We start from the raw sequence: 23,846 nt of genomic DNA on the forward strand, positions 1-23,846 counted from the left end.
GGACGCGTTATGATATGACTCATGACGCAGCTTAACGACCTCCCCTTCGCAACGTTGCAGTTTTATACAACGGCGCCTTATCCGTGCAGCTACCTTGATGCACGCCAGGCCCGTTCGCAAGTGGCGACGCCCTCGCACCTGATCAATGCCGACGTGTATTCAGAGTTGGTGAAGAACGGTTTCCGTCGCAGCGGCATCTTTACTTATCGTCCATATTGCGATGGATGCCAGGCCTGCATCCCGGTACGGGTAGTGGCCGGCGGCTTCACCCCGACCCGCGGCCAGCGCCGTGCATGGGCGCGCCACAGCAAGCTGGAAGCCGGCGTGGCCAGCCTGTCGTTCTCGGACGAGCATTACGAACTTTATTTGCGCTACCAGAGCACGCGCCATGCGGGCGGCGGCATGGACCAGGATTCGCGCGACCAGTATGCGCAATTCCTGCTGCAAAGCCGCGTCAATACGCGCTTGGTGGAATTCCGCGAACCGGATGGCACGCTGCGCATGGTGTCCATTATCGACGTGCTGTCGGATGGACTGTCGTCGGTCTACACCTTCTTCGACCCGGACGTGCCGGGCGCGTCCTTCGGCACCTACAACGTGATGTGGCAGATCGCGCAGGCACACGAACTGGGGCTGGATTTCGTCTACCTGGGCTACTGGATTGAAGACAGTCCGAAGATGAATTACAAGATCAAGTTCCAGCCCCTGCAAGCACGCATCAAAGGCGTGTGGGGCCCGCTTACTTCTTCATCAGGTCAAGCAGCGCAACCGTAGTTGCCAGCACGCCGGTCTCGATCGACTTTTGCGCATCGGCGCGGAACAGCGGGCTATGGTTGTAGGCGATCGTCGCCTTGCCGGCGCGTGCCGCCTCCACCTGCGCGGCCGGCGTGCCGCCCACCATGAAGTACACGCTCGGGATACCCTGGCCGTAGATGAAGTGGGCATAGTCTTCACCCACCATGCTGCCGCGCTGGTAGCCCTTGTCGAAAATCCCCTCACCCAGCTTGCTTGACCATACTGTGCGCAGGCGCTGCAACATGGCCTTGTCGTTCAGGGTCGGCGGCACCGGACGGTCGGTGTGGCGGATGTCCGGCAGCTTGTCTTCCGGCACGCCCGCAGCACGCGCAGTATTCTCGGCCACGCGCCTGATCCCTTCGAGCAGCCTGGCGCGCGTCTCGTCGCTTTCCGAGCGCACCGTCAGTTCCAGGCGCGCCGTATCGCTGATGACATTGCCCTTGGTACCGGCGTGGAATGAGCCCACGGTAATCAAGGCCGCTTCACGCGGTGCGATATCGCGCGTGACAACGGTCTGCAGCGCCAGCACGATCTGCGAGGCGATGACGACCGGGTCCTTGCCGGTATGCGGGCTGGCGCCGTGCGTGCCGATGCCGTGCACCACGATTTCCATCAGGTCGGCGCCGGAGAACGGCGCTTCGCTGGCCTCGATCTTGCCCGCTTCGATGTCGGCGCCAACGTGCAGGGACAGCGCGTAATCGGGCTTGCCGAAGCGCTTGTAGACGCCGTCGGCCATCATGTCCAGCGCGCCGCCGGTGCGTTCTTCGGCGGGCTGGCCAACCAGCATCAGGGTGCCCTTCCAGTCCCCCTTGTGCGCTGCCATCTGGTGCGCGGTGCCCACCAGGCTGGTCATGTGAACGTCGTGGCCGCAGGCGTGCATCACCGGCACCAGGTTGCCGCTCAAGTCCTTGACCTTGACCCTGGAAGCATTCGGCGCATCGGACTTTTCTTCCACCGGCAGCGCATCCATATCGGCACGCACCATCACCGTCGGGCCTTTGCCGTTGCGCATGATCGCTACCAGGCCGGTCTTGCCGACGCCTTCCGTTACCTCAAAGCCTGCCGCCCGCAGCTCCCAGGCCATGCGCGCGGCCGTCTGCACCTCCATATAAGACAGCTCGGGATTGGCGTGCAGGTGGTTGAACAAGGGTTCCAGGCTGGCTTTGTAGTCGCGTGCGATGGCGGCGGAGAGCTGGTTTTCGGCGGCAAGGGCAGGCAAGGAAAGGCAGGCCAGCAGGGCAAGTCCAGGCTTGATCACGGAAGGTCCTCCAGGGGGCGCAGTGTAAAATGCTACAAAAATACACCAAAGCTGCCCACAATGTCCGATAAATTCCTGTACTCCCTGGCCCGCCCCATCCTGTTCTCGATGGACGCCGAATCCGCCCACCACTTCACCCTGCCAGCGCTCAAGCGCATGTCGGCCCTGGGCCTGACGCGCGCCATGGTGCGCCGTCCGAAAGACGACCCGCGTACCGTGATGGGCCTGACCTTCCGCAATCCGGTCGGCCTGGCCGCGGGCCTGGACAAGGATGGCGCCTTCATCGATGCGCTGGCCGACCTGGGCTTCGGTTCCATCGAAGTGGGCACCGTGACCCCGCGTGCCCAGCCGGGCAATCCTAAGCCGCGCATGTTCCGCCTCCCTGCGGCGCAGGGCATCATCAACCGCATGGGCTTCAATAACGGCGGCGTCGACGCCTTCGTGGCCAATGTGCAGTCGTCGCGCTTCTACCAGAACCGCGAGGGCGTGCTGGGCCTGAACATCGGCAAGAATGCCGATACGCCGATCGAACGCGCGGTCGACGATTACCTGCACTGCCTGGACAAGGTCTACCCTTACGCCAGCTATGTGACCGTCAACATCTCCTCGCCGAACACCAAAAACCTGCGCCAGCTCCAGGGCGCATCGGAAGTGGATGGCCTGCTGTCGCAACTGAAGGATGCACAGCTGCGCCTGGCCGACCAGCACAAGCGGTACGTGCCGATGACCCTGAAGATCGCCCCTGACATGGACGGCGACCAGGTGAAGAACATCGCCGATGCCCTGCTGCGCCACAAGATCGATGGCGTGATCGCCACCAACACTACGCTGAGCCGCACCGCGGTGGAAGGCATGCAGCATGGCGCGGAAGCCGGCGGCCTGTCCGGTGCACCGGTGTTCGAGTTGTCGAACAACGTGATCCGCCTGCTGAAGGCGGAACTGGGCGACGCGCTGCCGATCATCGGCGTGGGCGGCATCATGCAGGGCAAGGATGCCAAGGCCAAGATCGAAGCCGGCGCACAACTGGTGCAGCTCTACTCCGGCCTGATTTACGCCGGCCCTGCGCTGGTGCGCGATTGCGCCGACGCGCTGCGAGGCTAAGCATGCAGAAAATCGCCCTTGGCCGCAGCGACCTGAAGGTCAGCAAGATCTGCCTCGGCACGATGACCTTCGGCCAGCAGAACAGCGAAGCGGATGCGCACGCCCAGCTCGACTATGCGCTGGAGCGCGGCATCAATTTCATCGACACGGCGGAACTGTATCCGGTGATGCCGTCCGCTGCGACCCAGGGTGATACCGAGCGCTTCATCGGCAGCTGGCTGAAACAATCCGGCCGCCGTGCCGACGTGGTGCTGGCGACCAAGGTCGCGGGCCCCAACCCCTACATGCACTGGATCCGTAAGGGCAAGAGCAACCACAACGCGGCCAATATCCGCGCTGCGGTGGAGACCAGCTTGCAGCGCCTGCAGACGGAATACATCGACCTGTACCAGTTGCATTGGCCAAGCCGCAATGTGCCGATCTTCGGCGCAAGCCAGTTCGATCCCGGCAAGGAGCGCCACAGCATCGCCATCGAAGAAACGCTGGCCGTGCTGGGCGACTTGATCAAGGAAGGCAAGATCCGCCACATCGGCGTGTCGAACGAAAGTAGCTGGGGCGTGTCCGAGTTCGTCAAGCAAGCCGAGAGGAAAGGCTTGCCGCGCATTGCCACCATCCAGAACCTGTACAACCTGACGGCGCGCCATTTCGAAACCAGCTTCCTGGACGAGACTTGCTTCCGAGAGCAAGTAAGCCTGATGGCATATAGCCCGCTGGCATTCGGCCAGCTTACGGCGAAATATCACGACGATCCAAAAGCGCATGGCCGCCTGACGATCTTCCCACCGACCTGGAGCCCGCGCTACCTGCGCCCGGGCGTGCTCGATGCTGTTGCGCAGTATGCAAAGCTGGCGCGCGACAACGGCATGACGCCTGCCCAGCTTGCGCTGGCCTGGTGCTATTCGCGCTGGTTCATCGCCTCCACCATTATCGGCGCCACCACGCTGGCGCAGCTCAAGGAAAACATCGATGCCCTCGATGTGCGGCTGTCGCCGGAGCTTGTGGCAGCAGTCGATGCGATCCATGCCAGGCTGCCCAACCCTGGCCAGTAACCGATAAGGTCAGGCACGCCTGACCATCTATTCAATTGCTGTGCGGGAACGTTGTTGATACTATTCCCGATTCAGGTTGCCCGCGCCCGCGGGCCATGTCTTCCCTGATTCTTCGCCGCCCTCCCCCCGCGGCCTTGCCAATCTCCCAATAAGAACCGACATGTTAAAAAACCTGACCATCAGGGTGCGGCTTATTGCCGTCTTCACCATGCTATCCCTGTTGCTGCTTGCAGTCGGCAGCACCAGCCTGGCCAGTCTCGGCCAAACCCACGATACCCTGCGCACGGTCTACCGGGAGCGCCTGCTGGCGCTCGGCAACCTGGACGCGATGATGCGCCTGATGCTGGGCAACCAACTCGCCGTCGTTCGCGCCGCGAACTCCGATGCGGAAAATTTGCCGCAAGCGATCGAACAGGTCGAACAGAACCGCAATGCCGCCAGCAAGCTGTGGCAGGAATACAGCGAGTCCTTCGTTACCGAAGAAGAAAAGGAAATGGCCGAGCGCTTCGAGGCGGCCCACAGACACTTCATGCTCGATGCCCTGGCGCCCGCACTGGCTGCGGCAAAAGCGGGCGATATCGACACCATGCGCGCCCTGGTGAACGGGCCGGTGGAGCACATGTTCCCCAAGCTTCGCATCGAACTGGAAAGGCTGGCTGACTACCAGGTCGATCACAGCAGGAGGCAGTACCTCGCGTCGGAAGACACATACGCCAGGCAGCACACGCTGGTCATTGCCTTGCTGCTTGCCGGCCTGGCGCTGGCCATCAGCGTTGGCTGCTGGCTGGTACGCAGCATTACGCAGCCGCTCAATCGTGCGGTCGCCGTCGCCCAGGCGGTGGCCAGGGGCGACCTGACGCAGCAAGTTGAAGTAACGGCAAACGATGAAACCGGCCAGCTGCTGGCGGCACTGAAAGAAATGAACGCGGGCCTGGCCGGTATGGTCGGCAACGTGCGGCACTCGACGGACACCCTGCATGCCGCTTCGGCACACATTGCTGACGATGACCGGGACCTGTCGCGCCGTATAGAAGAACAAGCCAGGACGCTGGAGGACACCGCCTCGTCGATGGAAGAGCTGACCTGCACTGTGCGCCAGAATGCCGACAATGCGCGCCAGGTAAACCTGCTGGCGCAAGCTGCAGCGAACCTGGCGACGCGCGGCGGCGCGGCGGTATTCCAGGCCGTGGAAAGGATGGATGCCATCAGCACTTCCTCGCTCAGGATGGCGGACATGATCGGCGTGATCGACAGCATTGCGAGCCAGACCGGCCGCCTGGCACTGGATGCCGCTGCCGAGGCCCAACGCGCCGGCGGCGCAAGCCCCGAGGGTTGCGCCATGGTCGCCAGCGAAGTACGCGACCTGGCACAACGCAGCGCAGCGGCCGCGCAGGAAGTCAGGCAATTGATCGATCACTCGATGGAGCAGGTGAATGCCGGCAGCACGCTGGTGCACCAGGCCGGCGCCACCATGAATGAAGTGGTGCAGGCAGTCCATCGCGTCAGCGGCATTATCAATGAGATCACTGCCGCCAGCCACGAACAAAGCACGGGCATTGCCCGGGTCAGTGAAGCATTGCTTCAGATGGATTCGGCCACGCAGCATAACACCGCGCTGGTGGAGCGGGCCGCTGCTGCCGCCGCATCGATGCAGCAACAAGCTTGTGCCCTTGCCAAGACGGTAGGGGTATTCCGCCTGGCGCCACAGGGCCGGGATGCGGTGCAAGCGGCGAATAAACCACATTCTCTCCAATTCCCACTTGCTTCGCTAAAACCGAATTGCTAGCATCGGGTTTCCAGGGCGCCCGTCTCGCCGGTCCCAGCCAGCCCTGTCCAAACGCCGCCCCGCCCTCGCGGCTCCCTCCTTCACCAAAGCCATTGCTTGCGCACGTGCGCGGGCTGGAGCCGCACATGCTGAACAACCTGACAATCAAAACCCGCCTGGTCGCTGTCCTGGCAATCCTTTCCCTGATGATGACGGTGATCGGCATTGCCGGCATCACCAGCTTGTCGAATTCGAACGAATCGCTCAAAACGGTCTATGAGGACCGCTTGGTGGCACTGGGGCAGTTGCAGGATATGATCCGCTCAATGAACCGCAACCAGCTCTCGATGGCCAATGCGGCGCTCTCCGACGCAGCGGCCCTGCCTGAAATGGTGAAGGAAGTGGAGCACGATCGCGCCCGGGCCGAGCAGATCTGGAAAGCCTACATCGCCACCCAAATGACCCCGGAAGAAAAGGCGCTGGTCGACCAATTCAGCGCCGCCCATTCCGTCTATCTCGAACAGGGCCTGGAACCCGCACTGGCGGCCGCCCGCGCCAGTGACATGGACAAAATGAAATCCCTGATGCACGGACGCATGCACGAGCGATTCCTGCCTGTGCGCGACCTGATCAACCAGTTGGTCAGCCTGCAAAAAGACATCGGCAAGCAGGTGTACGAATCGTCGCAGGCCAGCTTCTCCAGCTTCCGCCTGATGGTGATCTGCATCCTTGCAGGTGGGCTGTCCCTGGCGGCAGGCATCGGTTGGTGGCTGGTGCGCAGCATCACCGCCCCGCTGGACCGCGCGGTACGGATTGCAGAAAATGTGGCAGCCGGCGACCTGACGCAGCAGATCGAGGTGCACACGCAGGACGAGACGGGCAAGCTGCTGGGCGCCTTGCGCGAAATGAGCACTAGCCTGGTCGGCATTGTCGGCGATGTACGCCGGGCTACCGACTCCATCAACACCGCTTCTTCCGAGATCGCCAGCGGCAATATGGACCTGTCGGCGCGCACCGAGCAGCAGGCCAGCTCGCTGGAAGAAACTGCGTCGTCGATGGAAGAGCTGACGTCCACCGTGCGCCAGAATGCGGACAATGCAAGGCAGGCCAACCAGTTGGCAGGCAACGCATCGGAAGTGGCGCGTCGCGGCGGGGCAGTGGTGTCGCAAGTGGTTGACAAGATGAGTGCCATCAACGAGTCGGCCTACAAGATCGTGGAGATTATTTCGGTGATCGACGGCATTGCATTCCAGACCAACATCCTGGCCTTGAATGCTGCGGTGGAAGCCGCGCGCGCCGGCGAGCAAGGCCGCGGCTTTGCAGTCGTCGCCTCGGAAGTGCGCAACCTGGCCCAGCGCGCAGGCAATGCCGCCAAGGAGATCAAACAGTTGATCGACAACTCGGTGGCACAAGTGGAAGAAGGCAGCCGCCTGGTCGACCAGGCCGGCGCCACCATGAGTGAAGTGGTGCAGAGCGTACAGCAGGTGACCGACATCATCGGCGAGATTTCAGCTGCCAGCGGAGAACAGAGCTCCGGACTGCAACAGATCAACCAGGCCGTGGTGCAGATGGACAGCGCCACCCAGCAAAATGCGGCCCTGGTGGAACAAGCTGCAGCTGCGGCGGGAGCATTGCAGGAGCAGGCGGCCTCGCTGTCGCAAGCGGTCAGCGTGTTCCGCCTGTCTGCGCAGGAATCGGCACAACCAACGGCGCAGGCCACACGCTACGCCGGCGCCCCCGTGGTGCGCCGCTCGGTCAGTTCGCCTGCGCAGTCACGCAGCGGCGCAAGCGTTACCCGCCTCCAGCCTCGCTCCGTCGGGCTGCCCGCTAAACCAGCAGCGGCCAAGCGCACGCTTGCCGCCAACGGTGCGGGCGACGGTTGGGAAGAATTCTAATCAGCCAGGCGCCGCTCAGAACTCTTCCCATTCCGGGTTGACGCTGGGCGCCCTGGTGTTGGCTGGCGCTGTCCCCTCAGGCCGTCTGGCAACAGCGCGTGTGGTAGCTGGCGCCGGGCGCGTCGCAGCCTTCACAACCGCCCGCACGGCCAACCGTTTCGGGTCGGCCTGATGGTCGGCCAGGCGGAACACGCTGACGGCGTCGGCCAGCATTTCTGCCTGATCGCGCATCGATTGCGCGGCCGCTGCGGCTTCTTCGACCAGCGCGGCGTTCTGCTGCGTCACATCGTCAATGGAAACGATGGCCTGATTGACCTGGGCGATGCCGCTGCTTTGCTCCTGGCTGGCCGCGCTAATCTGCTGCATGATGTCGCTGACCTGCTGCACCGCCTTGACGATGCCACCCATCGTTGCACCAGCCTGGTCGACCAGGCGCGCGCCTTCATCCACCGTGTCGACCGAATGCCCGATCAGTTCCTTGATTTCCTTTGCCGCTGCGGCGGAACGCTGCGCCAGGTTGCGCACCTCTGACGCCACCACGGCAAAACCCCTGCCCTGTTCGCCCGCGCGCGCCGCTTCGACGGCGGCATTCAGCGCCAGGATATTGGTCTGGAACGCGATGCCGTCGATCACGCCAATAATGTCGACGATCTTGTTCGAAGACTCCTTGATCGCGCCCATCGTGCTGACCACCTGCCCCACAACAGCACCGCCGCGCGTGGCAAAGTCGGACGCAGTTACCACCAGCTGCGTAGCCTGGCGCGCATTCTCTGCGTTTTGCTGAACGGTGGAAGTCAGCTCCTCCATCGAGGAGGCGGTTTCCTCCAGCGAGCTGGCCTGCTGCTCCGTGCGCGAGGACAGGTCCAGGTTGCCGGTGGCGATTTCGTTCGAAGCAGTCGTGATGGTGTCGGAACCGGAGCGCACCTTGCCGACGGTGCGCGCCAGGCTGTCGTTCATATTCGCCAGCGCTTGCAATAGCTGGCCGGTTTCGTCGCGGCTGGTCACGTCAATGCGCTGCGTCAGGTCGCCGCCCGCCACTGCCTCCGCCACGCCGACGGCGCGGTTCAGAGGCTGGGTGATGCTGCGCGTGACCCACCACGCAACCCAGGCTGCAAGTGCGGCCGCCGCCGCAGTCAACACGATCATCACGTTGCGGGAATTGGTGTAAGCCTTGCCGGCGACATCGCTGGCGGCATTCACCGCGGCCGTCTGGTATTTCACCATTTCGGTCAGTGCGCCCAGGTACGCAGTCTGCTCCTTGCGCACTGCGGTCAGCAGGTATTTGACGTTCTCAGCGCGCTGGCTGTCGTCGGCGGATTTTTGCAGGAAGGCAGATTGCACGACCAGGTAACGCTCGCGCGCTTCCTGCACGGCCTTGAGCCTGGCCTTGCTTTCCGCATCTTCATCATCTGAGATCAGTTTGGCAAGCTTATCGAGATTGCCATCAATCTCGGCCTTCTTGTCCTCGACACGCTTCAATTCCTTCTTCACCGTTTCCGCTTCAGTGGAGAGCATTGCGTTACGCATGGCACGTGCGATGTCATTGACGCCGCCGATCGCCTCGTAGGCGAGGATGACTTTCGGCACCTTGTCGCTGGCGATATCGTCGGTGCCGTCATTCAGTTTGCCCAGGTTGGCAATGCCTGTCGCGGCAATGCCAACCATGAAGGCCAGTGCGAGACCCAATCCGGCGGCCAGGCGGACGCCGATCTTCCAGTTGCCGATACCCATACAACCTCCTCCAAGGTTACAGGGGGTCGCCTCCCTGCAAGGCTTGCTCGATGTCGCTGCGTGTCAAATCCGGGGCGAACTGCGAGATGAACTCGTAGGCATACGATCGCAAGTATGCTCCTTTGCGCAAGGCCAGTCTTGTTGTATTTGCAGCGAATAAATGGGAAGCTTCGATGGCGCGCAAGCCCTTGTCGCGGCCGTGGTCGAAAGCCATCGACGCTACCAGGCCAACGCCTAGGCCCAGCGTCACGTACTGCTTGATGACGTCCGAATCCATTGCGGTCAGCACGATGTCGGGGCGCACGCCGGCCTTATCGAAGGCCGCATCGATGTGGCCACGGCCGGTGAAGCCGACGTCGTAAGTGATCAGCGGGTATTCGGCCAGGTCTTCCAGGCGGATCGGGGAGCGCGTCAGCAGCGGGTGGCCATCCGGCACCACCACCAGGTGGCTCCAGCGGTAGCAAGGGAAAGACACCAGGTCCGGGAATTGCGACAAGCCTTCGGTAGCGATACCGATATCGGCCTTGCCCGACAGGACCCATTCCGCGATATGGTCAGGTGCGCTTTGCTGCAAGGCGATGCGCACGTCCGGGAACTCATTGCGGAAGTGCGAAACCGCCTTCGGCAGCGCATAGCGGGCCTGGGTGTGCGTTGCCGCGATGGTCAGTGTGCCGCTTTTCTGGCCGGTGAATTCCAGGCTGGCCTGCTGCAGGTTTTCCGCTTCCACCAGCAGGCGGTCGACGATCTTCAGGATGCCTTTGCCCGGCTCGGTCAGGCCGGTCAGGCGCTTGCCGTTGCGCTCGAAGATGATGACGCCAAGTTCGTCTTCCAGTTCGCGGATCTGGCGGCTCACGCCCGGCTGCGACGTGAACAGGGCGTTCGCCACTTCGGTCAGGTTGTAGTTGCGGCGCGCAGCTTCGCGCACGGAGCGTAGTTGTTGGAAGTTCATGCGTGAGCCCCTTCATCGACGAAGACGCGCAGGCGCTTGGGGCGCACCACCAGCGTTTCGCCGTCTTTCAGGTCAAGTTGGATATAGCGTTCGTTGGAAATGGTTGCTTCGATAATCTGGGCGTTGTCGGTGCGCTCCAGGTCGAGCTGGGCCAGCGGGCCGATTGCGTGCGCGCGGCGCAGCCTGACCACGATGCCTTCCGCACCCTGCACATACCGTTCGACTTCCAGGTCGTGCGGGCGAATGTAGGCCGTGCCTTTGCCGCTGCCGTGGCCTTCCACGTCGAATTCAACGCCGTCGCTGGCCAGCACGCCTTCATGCACGCGGCCATGGAAGACATTGACGTTACCGAGGAAGCCGTACACGAAGGGCGATGCGGGATGGTTGTAGACCTCGTCCGGCGAGCCCAGTTGTTCGACGTGGCCCTTGTTCATCAGCACCACGCGGTCGGCCACTTCCAGCGCTTCTTCCTGGTCGTGGGTCACGAAGATCGACGTGACGTGCAGCTCGTCGTGCAGGCGGCGTAGCCAGCGGCGCAATTCCTTGCGCACCTTGGCATCCAGCGCGCCGAACGGTTCGTCCAGCAGCAACACGCGCGGTTCAACGGCCAGCGCGCGCGCCAGGGCGATACGCTGGCGTTGGCCGCCGGAGAGCTGCGGCGGATAGCGGTCGGCCAGCCAGTCGAGCTGCACCAGTTCCAGCAGTTCTTTTACCTTGCGGCGGATCTGCTCTTCCGATGGACGCTCCTTGCGCGGCTTGACGCGCAGGCCGAAGGCGACGTTCTCAAATACGGTCATATGCTTGAACAGCGCATAGTGCTGGAACACGAAGCCGACCTGGCGCTCGCGCACGTGGCGGTCGGAGGCGTCCTGCCCATCCAGCAGCACCTGGCCCGAATCGGGATGCTCCAGACCGGCGATGCAGCGCAGCAGCGTGGTCTTGCCGCAGCCCGATGGCCCCAGCAGCGCGGTCAGCTCGCCTTGCGGGAAATCGAGCGATACGTTGTCCAGCGCGACGAAGTCGCCGAAACGCTTGTTGATGTTCTTGACTGCGATCGTCATATCAATGCTCCTTGGCGTCGTCGCCGTAGTTTTCGTGCAGGCGCCATTCGATGAAGGTTTTCACTGCCAGGGTCACCAGCGCCAGCAGGGCCAGCAGCGAGGCCACGGCGAAGGCGGCGGCAAAGTTGTATTCGTTGTAGAGGATCTCGACCTGCAGCGGCATGGTGTTGGTCTCGCCGCGGATATGGCCGGACACCACCGACACCGCGCCGAACTCGCCCATGGCGCGGGCGTTACACAGGATCACGCCGTACAGCAGGCCCCATTTGATGTTAGGCAGGGTCACGCGGAAGAAGGTCTGCCAGCCGTTTGCGCCCAGCACCACGGCTGCTTCCTCCTCCTCGCTGCCCTGCGCCTGCATCAGCGGGATCAGTTCACGCGCCACGAACGGGAAGGTGATGAATACCGTGGCCAGCACGATGCCCGGCACCGCGAACAGGATCTTGATGTCGTGCGCCGCCAGCCACGGCCCGAACCAGCCCTGGGCGCCGAACAGCAGCACGTAGATCAGGCCCGAAATCACCGGCGATACCGAGAACGGCAGGTCGATCAGCGTCAGCAGCAGGCTCTTGCCGCGGAACTCGAACTTGGTGATGGCCCAGGAAGCTGCCACGCCGAATACCAGGTTGAACGGAACCGCAATGCCGGCCGCTATCAGCGTGAGCTTGATGGCGGCAATCGAATCGTCCTCCAGGATGGCGCTGGCATACACCTCCCAGCCCTTCTTCAGCGCTTCGGTGAACACGGCCACCAGCGGCACGAACAGGAACAGGGTCAGGAAAGTCAGCGCCACCGTGACCAGGACATAGCGCACCCAGCGCGGTTCCAGCACGTCATGGCGTTGCGGCAGTTCGCCGCGGCGGATGGGAGTCGCGGAGCCGCTCATTTGGCGTTCCTCCCGCGCGACCATGCCTGCAACAGGTTAATTGCCAGCAGCATGAGGAAGGAAGCCACCAGCATGACTACTGCGATGGCCGTGGCGCCGGCATAGTCGTACTGTTCCAGCTTGGTGATGATGAACAGTGGCGTGATCTCGGACACCAGCGGCATATTGCCGGCAATGAAAATCACCGAACCGAATTCGCCGGTGGCGCGGGCAAAGGCCAGCGCAAACCCGGTCAGCAGCGATGGCAAAATGGTCGGGAATACCACGCGGCGAAAGGTCTGGAAGGCCGATGCGCCCAGGCTGGCAGCCGCTTCTTCCAGTTCGCGCTCGGCGTCTTCCAGCACGGGCTGCACGGTTCGCACCACGAAAGGCAGGCCGATGAAGGTCAGCGCCACCACCACGCCCAGCGGGGTAAATGCCACTTTGATGCCCAGCACGCCTTCAATATAGCGGCCGAACCAGCCGTTGGAGGAATACAGGGCGGTCAGCGTGATGCCGGCCACTGCGGTCGGCAGCGCGAACGGCAGGTCGACCAGCGCGTCGACAATGCGCTTGCCAGGGAACTTGTAGCGCACCAGCACCCAGGCCACGATGCCGCCGAAGATAACGTTCAAGAGGGCGCCGATGAAGGAGGCGCCGAAAGTCAGCTTGTAGGAGGCAATCACGCGTTCCGAGGTGACGGCAGCCCAGAAGCCTTCCCAGGTCATGGTGAAGGTCTTGAGGAAGATCGCCGACAGCGGGATGAGCACGATCAGCGTCAGGTACAGGATGGTGAAACCAAGGGATAAGTTAAAACCGGGCATCACGCGAAATGGCGCTTTGCGGGCCTTGACCTCTCTTCCCGGCCCCGTCGCCGAGGTGGGTACCGTTGCAGCAACTGCAGACATGCTTGCTCCCTTATTACATTTTCGACTAATAGGAGCGCATGTTCGCATTCATGCGTTATAAACCAAACTACCCTTTTTTCATTTGCTTAGATGCCAAACAGGCAGTGGTGAAGCGTTCAGGCAACCAGTTTGGCAGCAACGGATACCAGCACCGTCGCCAGCACGCCGCGCAGGAATCGCTCCGGCATGGAGCGTGCAAACCAGGAGCCAATGGTAATGCCGGGCACGGAGCCTACCAGCAAGGTCAACAGGAGTGTCCAGTTGATGGAGCCCAGCCACCAATGCCCCGCGGCAGCAATCGCAGTCAGCGGCACGGCATAGGCAATATCGGTGCCGGCTACTTCTGCCGGCGTGAGGCGGGGATACATCAGCACCAGCAGGGTGGCGCCGACGGCGCCGGCACCGATGGAGGAAACGGTGACCAAAGTACCAAGTACTGCACCAGCCACCACAGTAGAAATTTCCAGCGCCCTGCCCTGCAACTGACGCTCAGGGTGGGCCAGCATCCATTCCAGCATTTTGCCGCGGAACAGGATGGCCACCACCGTCAGCATGACGGAACCGGCGATGCAAATACGGATCAGATGCCCAATCTGCTTATCCAGGGCGCCGAAATGCTTCAGGCCATAAGTCGCCAGGAGAGCCGCCGGCAAGGCGCCATAGCAAAGCAGGCGCACGATATCCCAGCGCACAGTGCCGCGCAGGCGATGCGTGAGAGTACCGGCAGTCTTGGTAACGGAAGCAAATGCCAGGTCGGTGCCCACTGCCACAGAGGGGGAAACGCCGAACATCAGGGTCAGGATAGGTGTCATGAGCGAGCCGCCGCCCACGCCGGTCAAACCGACCAGGGCGCCCACAACGAAACCAGAAACGATGAACGACAAATCCATGCAATATCCTTCCAAGACCCGCTAGAGTATCCGGGAGCGCATGAAATCTCAACAATGAAGTCCTTATTTGCTTATGTTAATCACGTTCTCTTAAAAAAAAAGCGCCCCGAAGGGCGCTTGCAAAGGGAAGTAACAACTTAGAACGCAGTATCGAACTTCAGGTACATCGAACGGCCGTTCACGCCGAAGGGGCAGGTTTCCCAGCAGTACTTGAAGCCCAGTTTCGGGAAATCGCCGCCATTGGTCCACTCGGACGGGTAAGTGTCAAACAGGTTGTTGACGCCGAATGCCAGGGTGGTTTTCTTGCTGAAGCTATAACGAATGCTCGAATCCACGATCCATTTCGCATCCCAGGTCTGCAGCGGGCTGAAGCCTTCGCCCTGCACTTCGCCATAGTAGTTGGCACGAGCATTCACGTTCCACTGGCCGATGGTGTAGTCAGCCGCCACAACGTGGTGCTTGCGTGGCTGGCCCCGTTCGATCAGGGTCACCTGCGCCTGGTTGAAGAGCTGGTCGCCGGTCAGCAGGCTGGATGGCGAATGGCGCTTGGTCACCTCGGTCTTGTTGAAGCCCAGTTGGCCGGACAGCACCAGGGTCGACGAGCTGAACTTGGTGGTGTGGTCGGCAACGATGTCCAGGCCGCGGGTAGTGGTGTCAACCGCGTTGGTGAAGAACTGCGCCTGGCCCACGCCCAGCGGATTCAGCACGTTGGCGATCGGGCCGCCGCCTGCTTCCGGCGAGATCTCGCTCGAGAACACAATACGGTCCTTGATCTTGATCTGGTACACGTCAGCGGTCAGCGACATGTTCTTCGCAGGACGCAGCACCATGCCCACCGACGCGTTGCGCGAGGTTTCTTCCTTCAGCGGCTTGATGCCCAGTGCGGTGGTCACTGCACTGCCCTCGCGCGCGGTCAGGGTTTCGGTCAGTTGGCCAGCCTGGTTCAGGTTGGTCGATACCGAACTGTAGAACTTCTGCTGCACGCCCGGTGCACGGAAGCCGGACGACACGCTGCCGCGCAGGCCGAATTCCTTGGTCGGGTCCCAGCGCGCGCTGAACTTGCCGGTCACGGTATTGCCGAAGTCCGAGTACTTCTCGTAGCGCACCGCAGCGCCCAGCAGCAGGTCCTTGACCGGGTGGTATTCGGTATCCAGGAACAGGGCGATATTGTGGCGGCCCTCGTCCACCGCGGTGGCCGGGGTGTAGCCTGGGAAGCCCTGGGTACCGGATGCGGCGACGCCGCCAGCCTGGTTGGTGATCACGATGGCCGGGTTGTTGGTGCGGCCGTACTGGTAGGACACCGGATCGCCTGCCACGATCTGGTAGTTATCGCGGCGGTACTCGAAGCCGGTGGCAACGAACACTTCTTCGCTGCCGAATTTGACCGGGCCCTTGATGTCGGCGTTGAAGGTGGTCTGCTTGAATTTCAGCTTGCCGGTGTCGGCTTCAAACGGCGATTCGGCGTAAATGCCGCCGCCAGGTTTCGGCTCGTACCAGTAAGACACGTTGATGGTCTGCTTTTCGTGGAAATCGAGCTCGCTCACGCCGTGGTTGAGGCTGATGTCGGCCTTCCAGTCATTCGGCAGGTCGCGGCGGTAGCCAAAGGCGAACGAAGCGTCTTTCACGGTGGTGCGGATGTTCGGCAGGAAGCCTTCCGGATACACGGCAGGCACGTTGCGGCCATCGCCCTTGGAGCGGAAGAAGCCGGACGAATCGCCCTTGCGCTTGGACACGCCGCCGAAGCTGTAGAACTCGCCCACTTTGTCCACTGGCAGGGCCGCGTTCCACCACAGGTAAGCGTCGCGGGCATCGCTGTCGCCGATGCGCTGGGTCACGCGCGGCGGATCGACGCGCAAAGAGTCCGGGCCGGCGCGATTGGTTTCGTCGCGCTTGCGCCCTTCCAGCGACAGGTTGATGTAGCCGCCGTCCTCGCCCAACGCCCAGCCGCGGTTCACGCTGCCGGAGATCATGTCGCCGTCGCCTTCCTTGGTGGTGCCGACCTGGCCGCTGAGGGCAGTCTCGTTCACGTTCGATTTCAGCACGATGTTGATCACGCCGGCGATCGCGTCCGAGCCGTACTGGGCGGCCGCGCCATCGCGCAGCACTTCGATATGGTGGATGGCCGACAGTGGAATCGCATTGATGTCGGTACCGGCCGAACCGCGGCCAATGGTTTGCTGCACGTTGACCAGCGCCTGCTGGTGGCGGCGCTTGCCGTTCACCAGCACCAGCAGCTGGTCGGGGCCGAGCGAACGCAGGGTCGCAGGGCGGATGATGTCGGTACCGTCGCTGATGAAGGTGGTGGAGAAGTTGAACGACGGGTCCAGTGTCTGCAACAGCTTGCCCAGCTCCAGCGGGCCGGCCGTTTGCAGGTCCTTGGAATTGATCAGTCCAACGGGCGCGGCGGTATCGAGCGCAGTCTTGGCGGTGGCGCGGGAGCCCAGCACGACCACGGTCTGCTGTTCTTCGGCGGCGGGTTGGGCGGCGGTTTGTGCGTAGGCTTGCGAGGTGGCCAGCAGAACAGCACTGGCAATAAGGGTGCGTTTCATAGGTATTCCGATCTCTTTAACGATTTTTATTTGGTGCCGCGAAAAAATACTAACCTCGCACAATTGAACACACAAAGAAATAATTCATTTATGACAAGTGAATTACCTGCCAACGTTGCATGAATGGAACAGAACCAAGGCTATTGGCTTGTATTCAACCAAGTGCTACATTGACTGCAAGCGATTCATGGGAGGAAATGTGATGACTGATGCTCTGTTGCTGACCGACCGTTTGTGCGACCTGACCGAAATGGCCTTGCAGGCCTACACCAAGTTCGAGAAGGCCACTGTCTACTGCACCGCCAAGCACCTGATGGCAGATTTCGAAGATGCCGGCCTGCCGCTAGCCGCCTTCGACAAGCTGACCGCCATCCAGGCCAGCATCCTGGCGGCTGTCGAATTCGCCCCGCCCGGCGGCAAGAACAACCCGCAATGCATTGTCAGTGCGCGCAACGAGATCGCCGCGCTGCGCGAAATGCTGAAGGAAAAAAAGCGCCCCGAAGGGCGCCTGCAAGAACATCTGCACTAGCCATTCCAGGGACCTGGTGATCTACTCCCCTTCCTGGCCGGCATAGGCGCACGCGCCGTTCCCAAAACCGTTACTTGTTCGGTTGCGGCGTAATGCGCAGGTAAGGACGCGGGGCCTTGAAGCCAGCCGGGTAGTTCTGCCTGATCACTTCCGGATCCTGCACGGTGAGCGGAATGATCACGTCATCGCCATCTTTCCAGTTGCCTGGGGTGGCGACGGTGTGCTTGTCCGTCAGTTGCAGGGCATCGATCACGCGCAGCACTTCATCGAAGTTGCGGCCGGTGCTCAGCGGGTAGGTGATCTGCAGGCGTACTTTCCTGGCCGGGTCGATCACGAACAGCGAGCGCACAGTGGCAGTGGCCGACTGGTTGGGGTGGATCATGTCGTACAGCTCGGCCACCTTGCGGTCGGCGTCGGCGATGATCGGGAAGCCCACCACGGTGTGCTGGGTCTCTTCGATATCCTTGATCCATTCCTTGTGCTTGTCGGCCGGGTCGACCGACAGTGCGATGGCCTTGACGTTGCGCTTGTCGAACTCGGGTTTCAGCTTGGCGGTCAAGCCCAGTTCCGTGGTGCAGACGGGCGTGAAATCGGCCGGGTGCGAGAACAGCACCACCCAGGAATCGCCTGCCCACTCATGAAACTTGATGCTGCCAATGCTGGAATCCTGTTCGAAGTCCGGTGCGGTATCGCCAAGGCGTAAACTCATTCTTCTTCTCCATTGTTAAATTCGATGCGCGCTGCGCCAGGACCTGCAGCAGGCGCTGGCCAAAACGCCAGTCCCCCAGGCCTGATTCAGCGTTGATATGTCCCAGCGCTCCCGCGTTGACGAAGTCGCTGCCCCAGCGCTGCGCCCAGGTCTCGGCGCTCTTTGCCGTCATCCATGGGTCGTTGGTGCTGGCCACCATGATCGACGGGCAAGGCAATTCTCCGTGCGGCAGCAGGGAGCTGACCTGGAACTTATCGGGATCGGCAGGCCCCACCAGCAAGACACCCGCCACGTGGGGGGAGGTTGAACGTGACAGGCTTAATGCGGTGGTGAGGCAGCCGAAACTGTGTGCAACGATCAGGGTCGGACGGCGGTCCTGGTCCAATACTTCATCCAGGCGGTCGGCCCAGCGCAGCAGGACCGGATCGCTCCAGCGCTTCTGCTCTACCCGCTCGAAGCGCGGGTACAGGCGCTGCCAGCGGGACTGCCAGTGATCGGGCCCGCTGTTATGCAGGCCTGGCGCGACCAGGATGCGGAATTGGTTCAGTTGTTGGATCGCCATGCGGCCCTCCGTTGCGTAATTATTGGCCGGCGACCTTGGCGCCAGGCTGGTAGATCTGGTCGAACACGCCGCCGTCGGCAAAGTGAGTCTTCTGCGCGGTGCTCCAGTCGCCGGCCACGTCGGTGATCTTGAACAGCTTCACGTTCGGGAATTGGGCGGCGTATTTCTTCGCTTCCTTCTCGATCGTCGGGCGGTAGTAGTTCTTGGCGATGATGGCCTGGGCCTGGTCGGTGTACAGGAAGTTCAGGTAAGCCTCAGCCACCTTGCGGGTGCCGCGCTTGTCGACCACCTTGTCGACCACCGCCACTGGCGGCTCGGCCAGGATCGAAACGGAAGGCGCCACGATTTCAACCTTGTCCGGGCCCAGTTCCTTGATCGCCAGCAGGGCTTCGTTTTCCCAGGCGATCAGCACGTCGCCGATGCCGCGTTCCACAAAGGTGGTGGTGGCGCCGCGGGCGCCGGAATCCAGCACTGGCACGTTCTTGTACAGTTTTTTCAGGAAGTCGCGTGCGGTGGCATCGCTGCCGCCGGGCTGGCGCAAGGCGTAGCCGTAAGCGGCCAGGTGGTTCCAACGCGCGCCGCCGGAAGTCTTTGGATTCGGGGTGATCACTGCCACGCCTGGCTTGACCAGGTCGTTCCAGTCCTTGATGCCTTTCGGGTTGCCCTTGCGGACCAGGAACACGATGGTGGAACTGTAGGGGGTGGCGTTATGGGCCAGGCGCTTCTGCCAGTCCTTGCTCACCAGGCCGCGCTCGGCGACCGCGTCGATATCGTAAGCCAGGCCAAGGGTGACCACATCGGCTTCCAGGCCGTCGATCACGGCGCGGGCCTGCTTGCCCGAACCGCCATGCGACTGCTTGATCTTCACATTGTCGCCGGTCTTGGCCTTCCATTCCTTGGCGAAGGCGGCGTTGACGTCCTGGTACAGCTCGCGGGTCGGATCGTAGGAGACGTTGAGCAAGCTCACGTCGGCTGCTTGCGCCACCGCGGCGGTGGCGAACAAGGCGGCGGCAATCAGTTTTCTGGACAACATCTGGCTTCCCCTTAATGTTTGGAGATGCCAGATTAAAGCCCTTCTATATAAATACGAACGAATACTTTCATCGTTCGTTATACCGGAAAGTAATTAGTAGAAGCGATTGACCAGCACGACCAGCCAGGTCGCGCCCGACAGCAGGCAAGCCAGCAGGACGGCAGCGCTGCCAAAGTCCTTGGCATTCTTGGACAGCGGATGGCGTTCCAGGGAAACGCGGTCCACCACGGCTTCAATGGCGGAATTGATCAGCTCGACGATCAGCACGATCACCATGCTGCCGATCAACACCAGTTTCTGAAAGGCAGAGACCGGCAACAGTAGCGCGGCTATGGCGCCCACCACGAAAACAAACAGCTCCTGGCGGAAGGCATGCTCGGAACGGATGGCAGTCTGCAAGCCTTCGATGGAGTAGAAAAAGGCCGAAAAAATGCGCTTCAGGCCGCTCTTGCTTTTAAATTCACTTGTAGGTTCCATGGACACGGATTATAGCGACAGAATTCCCATTTTTTTCACATCATGGTATAAATAAGTCTGCCTATACCGCACTGCACCAACCACATTATGAAAAGCGAAACCCTGCCTGCGCAGGAGCCCAAAACGACGATCCAGGTGATCGACCGCATGACGGCCCTGCTTGACGCCCTTGCGAAATACCCGGATCCGGTCAGCCTGAAAGAACTTTCGAAAGTCTCCGGCCTGCACCCTTCCACCGCCCACCGCATCCTGAACGACCTGGTGGTGACCCGCTTTGTCGACCGCGTCGAGCCCGGCACCTACCGCCTCGGCATGCGCCTGCTGGAGCTGGGGAATGTGGTTAAGAGCCGCCTGTCCGTGCGCGAAGCTGCGCTGGACTCCATGCGCGCCCTGCATAAAAAGACGCAACAGACCATCAACCTGTCGGTGCGCCAGGGCGATGAGATCGTCTACATCGACCGCGCCTATTCCGAACGCTCGGGCATGCAGGTGGTGCGCGCCATCGGCGCCCGCGGCCCGCTGCACCTGACGTCGACCGGCAAGCTGTTCCTGTCGGTGGACGAACCGAAGGCGATCCGCGCCTATGCCACCCGTACCGGCCTGGCTGGCCACAACAAGAATTCGATTACCGACCTGGCGCGCCTGGAGCGCGAGCTGAGCCTGGTGCGCGCACGCGGCTATGCGCGTGACAATGAGGAACTGGAGCTGGGGGTGCGCTGCATGGCGGCCGGCATCCGTGACGATTCCGGCAAACTGGTGGCAGGCTTGTCGATTTCCGCGCCGGCGGACCGGCTGCAGGATGACTGGCTGGAAGACCTGGTCAATACCGCCAACCAGATCTCCGCAACCCTGGGTTACATACCCGAATAAGACTGGGCGCTGGTGCTGGCGCCGCTGACATTTTCACCGAAGGTTGGCTTGAGCGCGGCCAACCACTTCTTCATGCGGGTCGCATCGGCCACACGCGCCGCGGTGCCCTTGGCATCCAGCAGCACCATGATGACGGCGCGCCCTTCCACCATTGCCTGCATGATCATGCAGCGGCCAGCCTCGTTGATGAAGCCGGTTTTCTGCAGGCCGATTTCCCAGCCCGAGTTCGGCGCCACCAGGCGGTTGGTGGTACCAAAGGTGACAGGACGGCCGCTGTTTTCCACCACGGCTTTCGGATCGGTGGAGAATTCGCGCAGGATCGGGTGCTCGTAAGCAGCCTGCACCAGCCTGGCCAGGTCGCGTGCGCTGGCCACATTCATCTTCGACAGGCCGCTGGAATCGACATAGTGCGTGTCGTTCATGCCCAGCGACTGCGCCTTCTCGTTCATCGCCTGCACAAAGGCCGGCAAGCCGCCTGGATAGTTGCGGCCGAGTGCGGAAGCAGCACGGTTTTCCGAGCTCATGAGAGCGATATGCAGCATATTGCGGCGGGTCAGGTGGTCGCCCACTTTCAGGCGCGAAGAGCTGAATTTCTCGCGGTCGACGTCATCATCGGTCACGGTCAGCATTTCATCGAGATCCTGGTTGGCTTCCACCACCACCAGGCCCGTCATCATCTTGGTGATCGAAGCAATCGGCAAAGCCACGCCGGCGTTCTTTTCGAACAGCACTTCGGAGTTGGCCTGGTCCAGGACCAGGGCCACATTGGATTTCAGGTCCAGCGGATCGCGCACCAGGTTCAGGCCGGCGAGGTCGCCCATGGTCGGACGGTTGAAGTCCGCCACCTTGGTCACCCGCTGGTAAACGATCTTGTTACGGCCACGCACACTGACCGTGCGCTTGACCATCTGGGATTGCGTAGCCGGGGCGGCGTAGCGGGTACCTGCTTTCTTGACGGCCGCTTGTGCAGATCCAATGGAGGCCGATGCGCAAAGCAAGGACACAAGCACGCTGATAGCAAGTTTGTTCATTCGTCATTCCCCGGTGTGAAACAGCAGAATCGCTAGTTGCAGTGTAGCAAAATCAGATTCCTGCGCAAGCTAAATCAAACTTTTCTTCACCAATGTTTTCAGCCCCACAATACACAATTTCCATAGTGACGTAAGGCTGCAACGAAAGCTTGTTCACTCCATAAATTTAACAAATTTAGCAATCGGCTCGCGCTCGGTTACCAGCGTGTTTTCAATTTTGCCACGATCTGCAAATCCAAGCGACATCCCGCATACAACAGTTTCGCTTGCGGGCAGTCCCAGCACCTCGCTGATGATGCGGTGATATTGGGTGAAGGCAGCCTGCGGGCAGGTATCGAGGCCGCGGCCGCGCGCCGCCACCATGATGTTTTGCAAAAACATCCCGTAATCAAGCCAGGAGCCCTGCTCCATGATGCGGTCGATGGTGAAGATCATGCCGACTGGCGCGTCGAAGAATTCAAAGTTGCGGCCATGCTGGGCGGCCATGCCGGTCTTGTTCTCGCGGGTCAGGCCGAGCAGCGAATACAAGTCCCAGCCAACTTTGCGGCGGCGGTCGATATAAGGCGATACCCATTCGCGCGGATAGTAAGCGTATTCCTCGGTATGCAGCTTGTTCTGCTCCGGGTCCGCGTAGGCGGCCAGGATCCTGGCGGACAGGGCTTCCTTCATTGCCCCGGTCAGCACATAAACTTGCCAGGGCTGGGTATTGGTGCCGGAAGGAGCGCGCGCAGCCACTTCCAGGATCGCTTCGATATCTTCGTGCGGCACCGGGGTCGGCAGGAAAGCGCGGATCGAACGGCGCGAAGTGATGGCCGCATCGACGGCTTGCTGTGCTGGGGAGCTGATCATGATTGTGGCCTATTTGGGTTGCTTAACCACAAATATTACTCCAATCACCGCCAGCGCCATACCGGCAATGCCCATCCAGTTCAGGACTTCGCCAAACATGGCCCAAGCCATGATCGCGGTAGTCGGCGGCGTCAGGTAAAGCAGGCTTGTGACCTGGGTCGCGTCGCTGCGACGAATCAGCGCAAACAGGAGGAAGATCGCACCGATGGACAAGGCGAGCACCGACCAGGCCCAGGCGCCGAAGAATTCAGGCACCCACTGGACCGAACCCATATCTTCCAGCAGCAAGGCAAAGGGCAATACCGCGGCAAACGATGCCGCGAACTGGATTACCGTGCCGGTGCGCAGGTCGAACTGAGGGCAGAAGTGCTTTTGATAGAGTGTTCCCGCGGTAATCGACAGCAGTGCGAATACCGCCAGCGCGATCGCCTGCCAACTGAGGCCAACCAAGGAGATCTTCGCATAAACTACCAAGGCCACGCCGCTTAAGCCAAACATCAGGCCCAGCCATTGGCGCGGACGCACCCGCTCGCCGATCAAGGGCGCAGCAAAGGCAGTCAGTATCGGCTGCATGCCGACGATCAGCGCCGACAAGCCGGCCGGCATGCCGATCTTGATGGCGCACCAGACTCCACTCAGATAGCCCGCTTGCAGCAACAAGCCGGCAACAGCGACATGAGCCACCTTTCCTTTTGGCCAGGGCGCCCGCAGCAACAGGACAGCCGGCACCAGGATCGCCAGCACGCCAAGGAAGCGCAGGAGCAGGAAGGTCAGCGGAGGCGCATAGGGCAGGCCAAAGCGCGCCACAATAAAGCCGGTACTCCAAAGGAAGACAAAAAACAGTGGGATCGGGGAAAAGAGGGAGCGCATCCGGCGATTCTAGCATCGAGGTCCACTACCCTGCTTGGCAGCAATACGTATGATTTATCTGGCCAGAATCCCTTTGCTGACAAGAAGTTAGTTACTTTGT

General features: G+C 61.6%; 22 protein-coding genes. 7 read left to right on the forward strand and 15 right to left on the reverse strand.

Annotated features, from left to right (window positions below):
- The first annotated feature begins 21 nt into the window (after positions 1 to 21).
- Positions 22 to 774, forward strand: a complete 753-nt coding sequence (locus tag ASD58_RS07530; RefSeq protein ID WP_057260476.1) for an arginyltransferase — start codon at positions 22 to 24, stop codon at positions 772 to 774.
- Here ASD58_RS07530 and ASD58_RS07535 read toward each other — a convergent pair.
- Complete coding sequence (locus ASD58_RS07535) at positions 740 to 2,053, reverse strand: amidohydrolase (RefSeq protein ID WP_057260477.1); 1,314 nt, start codon at positions 2,051 to 2,053, stop codon at positions 740 to 742. The genes ASD58_RS07530 and ASD58_RS07535 overlap by 35 nt on opposite strands.
- Before the next feature lie 60 nt (positions 2,054 to 2,113).
- Between ASD58_RS07535 and ASD58_RS07540 the strand changes: the two genes are divergently transcribed.
- The 4 genes from ASD58_RS07540 to ASD58_RS32620 all read left to right on the forward strand — a co-directional run bounded on the left by ASD58_RS07540 (position 2,114) and on the right by ASD58_RS32620 (position 7,863).
- Complete coding sequence (locus ASD58_RS07540; protein WP_057260478.1) at positions 2,114 to 3,154, forward strand: quinone-dependent dihydroorotate dehydrogenase; 1,041 nt, start codon at positions 2,114 to 2,116, stop codon at positions 3,152 to 3,154.
- A gap of 2 nt (positions 3,155 to 3,156) precedes the next feature.
- The gene (locus ASD58_RS07545) at positions 3,157 to 4,203 is read left to right on the forward strand and encodes an aldo/keto reductase (protein ID WP_057260479.1); all 1,047 of its coding nucleotides are present in this window, start codon (positions 3,157 to 3,159) and stop codon (positions 4,201 to 4,203) included.
- Positions 4,204 to 4,363: 160 nt separating this feature from the next.
- Positions 4,364 to 5,989: a methyl-accepting chemotaxis protein gene (locus tag ASD58_RS07550; protein WP_057260480.1), complete on the forward strand. Its 1,626-nt coding sequence runs from the start codon at positions 4,364 to 4,366 to the stop codon at positions 5,987 to 5,989.
- Positions 5,990 to 6,114: 125 nt separating this feature from the next.
- Positions 6,115 to 7,863, forward strand: a complete 1,749-nt coding sequence (locus ASD58_RS32620; protein ID WP_057260481.1) for a methyl-accepting chemotaxis protein — start codon at positions 6,115 to 6,117, stop codon at positions 7,861 to 7,863.
- A gap of 15 nt (positions 7,864 to 7,878) precedes the next feature.
- Here the strand turns inward: ASD58_RS32620 and ASD58_RS07560 are convergent, their stop codons facing one another.
- The 7 genes from ASD58_RS07560 to ASD58_RS07590 form a co-directional block, all read right to left on the reverse strand.
- Positions 7,879 to 9,594 (reverse strand): methyl-accepting chemotaxis protein, encoded by a 1,716-nt coding sequence (locus tag ASD58_RS07560; protein ID WP_057260482.1) that lies wholly within the window; start codon positions 9,592 to 9,594, stop codon positions 7,879 to 7,881.
- 16 nt (positions 9,595 to 9,610) lie between these two features.
- On the reverse strand, positions 9,611 to 10,543 hold the full coding sequence (locus tag ASD58_RS07565) for a CysB family HTH-type transcriptional regulator (protein WP_057260483.1): 933 nt from the start codon (positions 10,541 to 10,543) through the stop codon (positions 9,611 to 9,613).
- On the reverse strand, positions 10,540 to 11,604 hold the full coding sequence (locus ASD58_RS07570) for a sulfate/molybdate ABC transporter ATP-binding protein (RefSeq protein ID WP_057260484.1): 1,065 nt from the start codon (positions 11,602 to 11,604) through the stop codon (positions 10,540 to 10,542). The genes ASD58_RS07565 and ASD58_RS07570 overlap by 4 nt, the downstream gene beginning before the upstream one ends.
- Before the next feature lies 1 nt (position 11,605).
- Positions 11,606 to 12,490 (reverse strand): sulfate ABC transporter permease subunit CysW, encoded by an 885-nt coding sequence (cysW, locus tag ASD58_RS07575; RefSeq protein WP_057260485.1) that lies wholly within the window; start codon positions 12,488 to 12,490, stop codon positions 11,606 to 11,608.
- A complete protein-coding gene (cysT, locus tag ASD58_RS07580) occupies positions 12,487 to 13,293 on the reverse strand; it encodes a sulfate ABC transporter permease subunit CysT (protein ID WP_057260486.1) in 807 nt (268 codons plus the stop codon). Before cysT ends, cysW begins: the two co-directional genes overlap by 4 nt.
- Positions 13,294 to 13,493: 200 nt before the next feature.
- Positions 13,494 to 14,267: a sulfite exporter TauE/SafE family protein gene (locus ASD58_RS07585; RefSeq protein WP_057260487.1), complete on the reverse strand. Its 774-nt coding sequence runs from the start codon at positions 14,265 to 14,267 to the stop codon at positions 13,494 to 13,496.
- A gap of 137 nt (positions 14,268 to 14,404) precedes the next feature.
- The gene (locus tag ASD58_RS07590; protein WP_057260488.1) at positions 14,405 to 16,816 is read right to left on the reverse strand and encodes a TonB-dependent siderophore receptor; all 2,412 of its coding nucleotides are present in this window, start codon (positions 16,814 to 16,816) and stop codon (positions 14,405 to 14,407) included.
- A gap of 202 nt (positions 16,817 to 17,018) precedes the next feature.
- Between ASD58_RS07590 and ASD58_RS07595 the strand changes: the two genes are divergently transcribed.
- Entirely contained in the window at positions 17,019 to 17,345 is a 327-nt protein-coding gene (locus tag ASD58_RS07595; protein ID WP_057260489.1) for a hypothetical protein, read from the forward strand.
- 70 nt (positions 17,346 to 17,415) lie between these two features.
- Here ASD58_RS07595 and ASD58_RS07600 read toward each other — a convergent pair whose 3' ends face one another.
- From ASD58_RS07600 to ASD58_RS07615, 4 genes are all read right to left on the reverse strand, one after another.
- Positions 17,416 to 18,054, reverse strand: coding sequence for a peroxiredoxin (locus ASD58_RS07600; RefSeq protein WP_057260490.1), 639 nt, complete (start codon positions 18,052 to 18,054; stop codon positions 17,416 to 17,418).
- On the reverse strand, positions 17,981 to 18,616 hold the full coding sequence (locus ASD58_RS07605; RefSeq protein ID WP_082565287.1) for an alpha/beta hydrolase: 636 nt from the start codon (positions 18,614 to 18,616) through the stop codon (positions 17,981 to 17,983). Before ASD58_RS07605 ends, ASD58_RS07600 begins: the two co-directional genes overlap by 74 nt.
- Positions 18,617 to 18,635: 19 nt before the next feature.
- Positions 18,636 to 19,649 (reverse strand): sulfate ABC transporter substrate-binding protein, encoded by a 1,014-nt coding sequence (locus ASD58_RS07610; RefSeq protein ID WP_057260491.1) that lies wholly within the window; start codon positions 19,647 to 19,649, stop codon positions 18,636 to 18,638.
- A gap of 93 nt (positions 19,650 to 19,742) precedes the next feature.
- A complete protein-coding gene (locus tag ASD58_RS07615) occupies positions 19,743 to 20,126 on the reverse strand; it encodes a diacylglycerol kinase (RefSeq protein WP_057260492.1) in 384 nt (127 codons plus the stop codon).
- Positions 20,127 to 20,213: 87 nt separating this feature from the next.
- Here ASD58_RS07615 and ASD58_RS07620 point away from each other — a divergent pair, with 87 nt between their 5' ends.
- Entirely contained in the window at positions 20,214 to 20,996 is a 783-nt protein-coding gene (locus tag ASD58_RS07620; protein WP_057260493.1) for an IclR family transcriptional regulator, read from the forward strand.
- Here the strand turns inward: ASD58_RS07620 and ASD58_RS07625 are convergent.
- The 3 genes from ASD58_RS07625 to ASD58_RS07635 all read right to left on the reverse strand — a co-directional run bounded on the left by ASD58_RS07625 (position 20,981) and on the right by ASD58_RS07635 (position 23,746).
- The gene (locus tag ASD58_RS07625) at positions 20,981 to 22,027 is read right to left on the reverse strand and encodes a serine hydrolase (protein WP_057260494.1); all 1,047 of its coding nucleotides are present in this window, start codon (positions 22,025 to 22,027) and stop codon (positions 20,981 to 20,983) included. The genes ASD58_RS07620 and ASD58_RS07625 overlap by 16 nt on opposite strands.
- Before the next feature lie 153 nt (positions 22,028 to 22,180).
- On the reverse strand, positions 22,181 to 22,876 hold the full coding sequence (locus ASD58_RS07630; RefSeq protein WP_057260495.1) for a nitroreductase: 696 nt from the start codon (positions 22,874 to 22,876) through the stop codon (positions 22,181 to 22,183).
- Positions 22,877 to 22,885: 9 nt separating this feature from the next.
- Entirely contained in the window at positions 22,886 to 23,746 is an 861-nt protein-coding gene (locus ASD58_RS07635; protein ID WP_057260496.1) for a DMT family transporter, read from the reverse strand.
- Positions 23,747 to 23,846 lie beyond the last annotated feature (100 nt).

The sequence above is a fragment of the Duganella sp. Root1480D1 genome (assembly GCF_001427305.1).
In the GTDB taxonomy this organism is placed as follows: Bacteria; Pseudomonadota; Gammaproteobacteria; order Burkholderiales; family Burkholderiaceae_D; genus Rugamonas.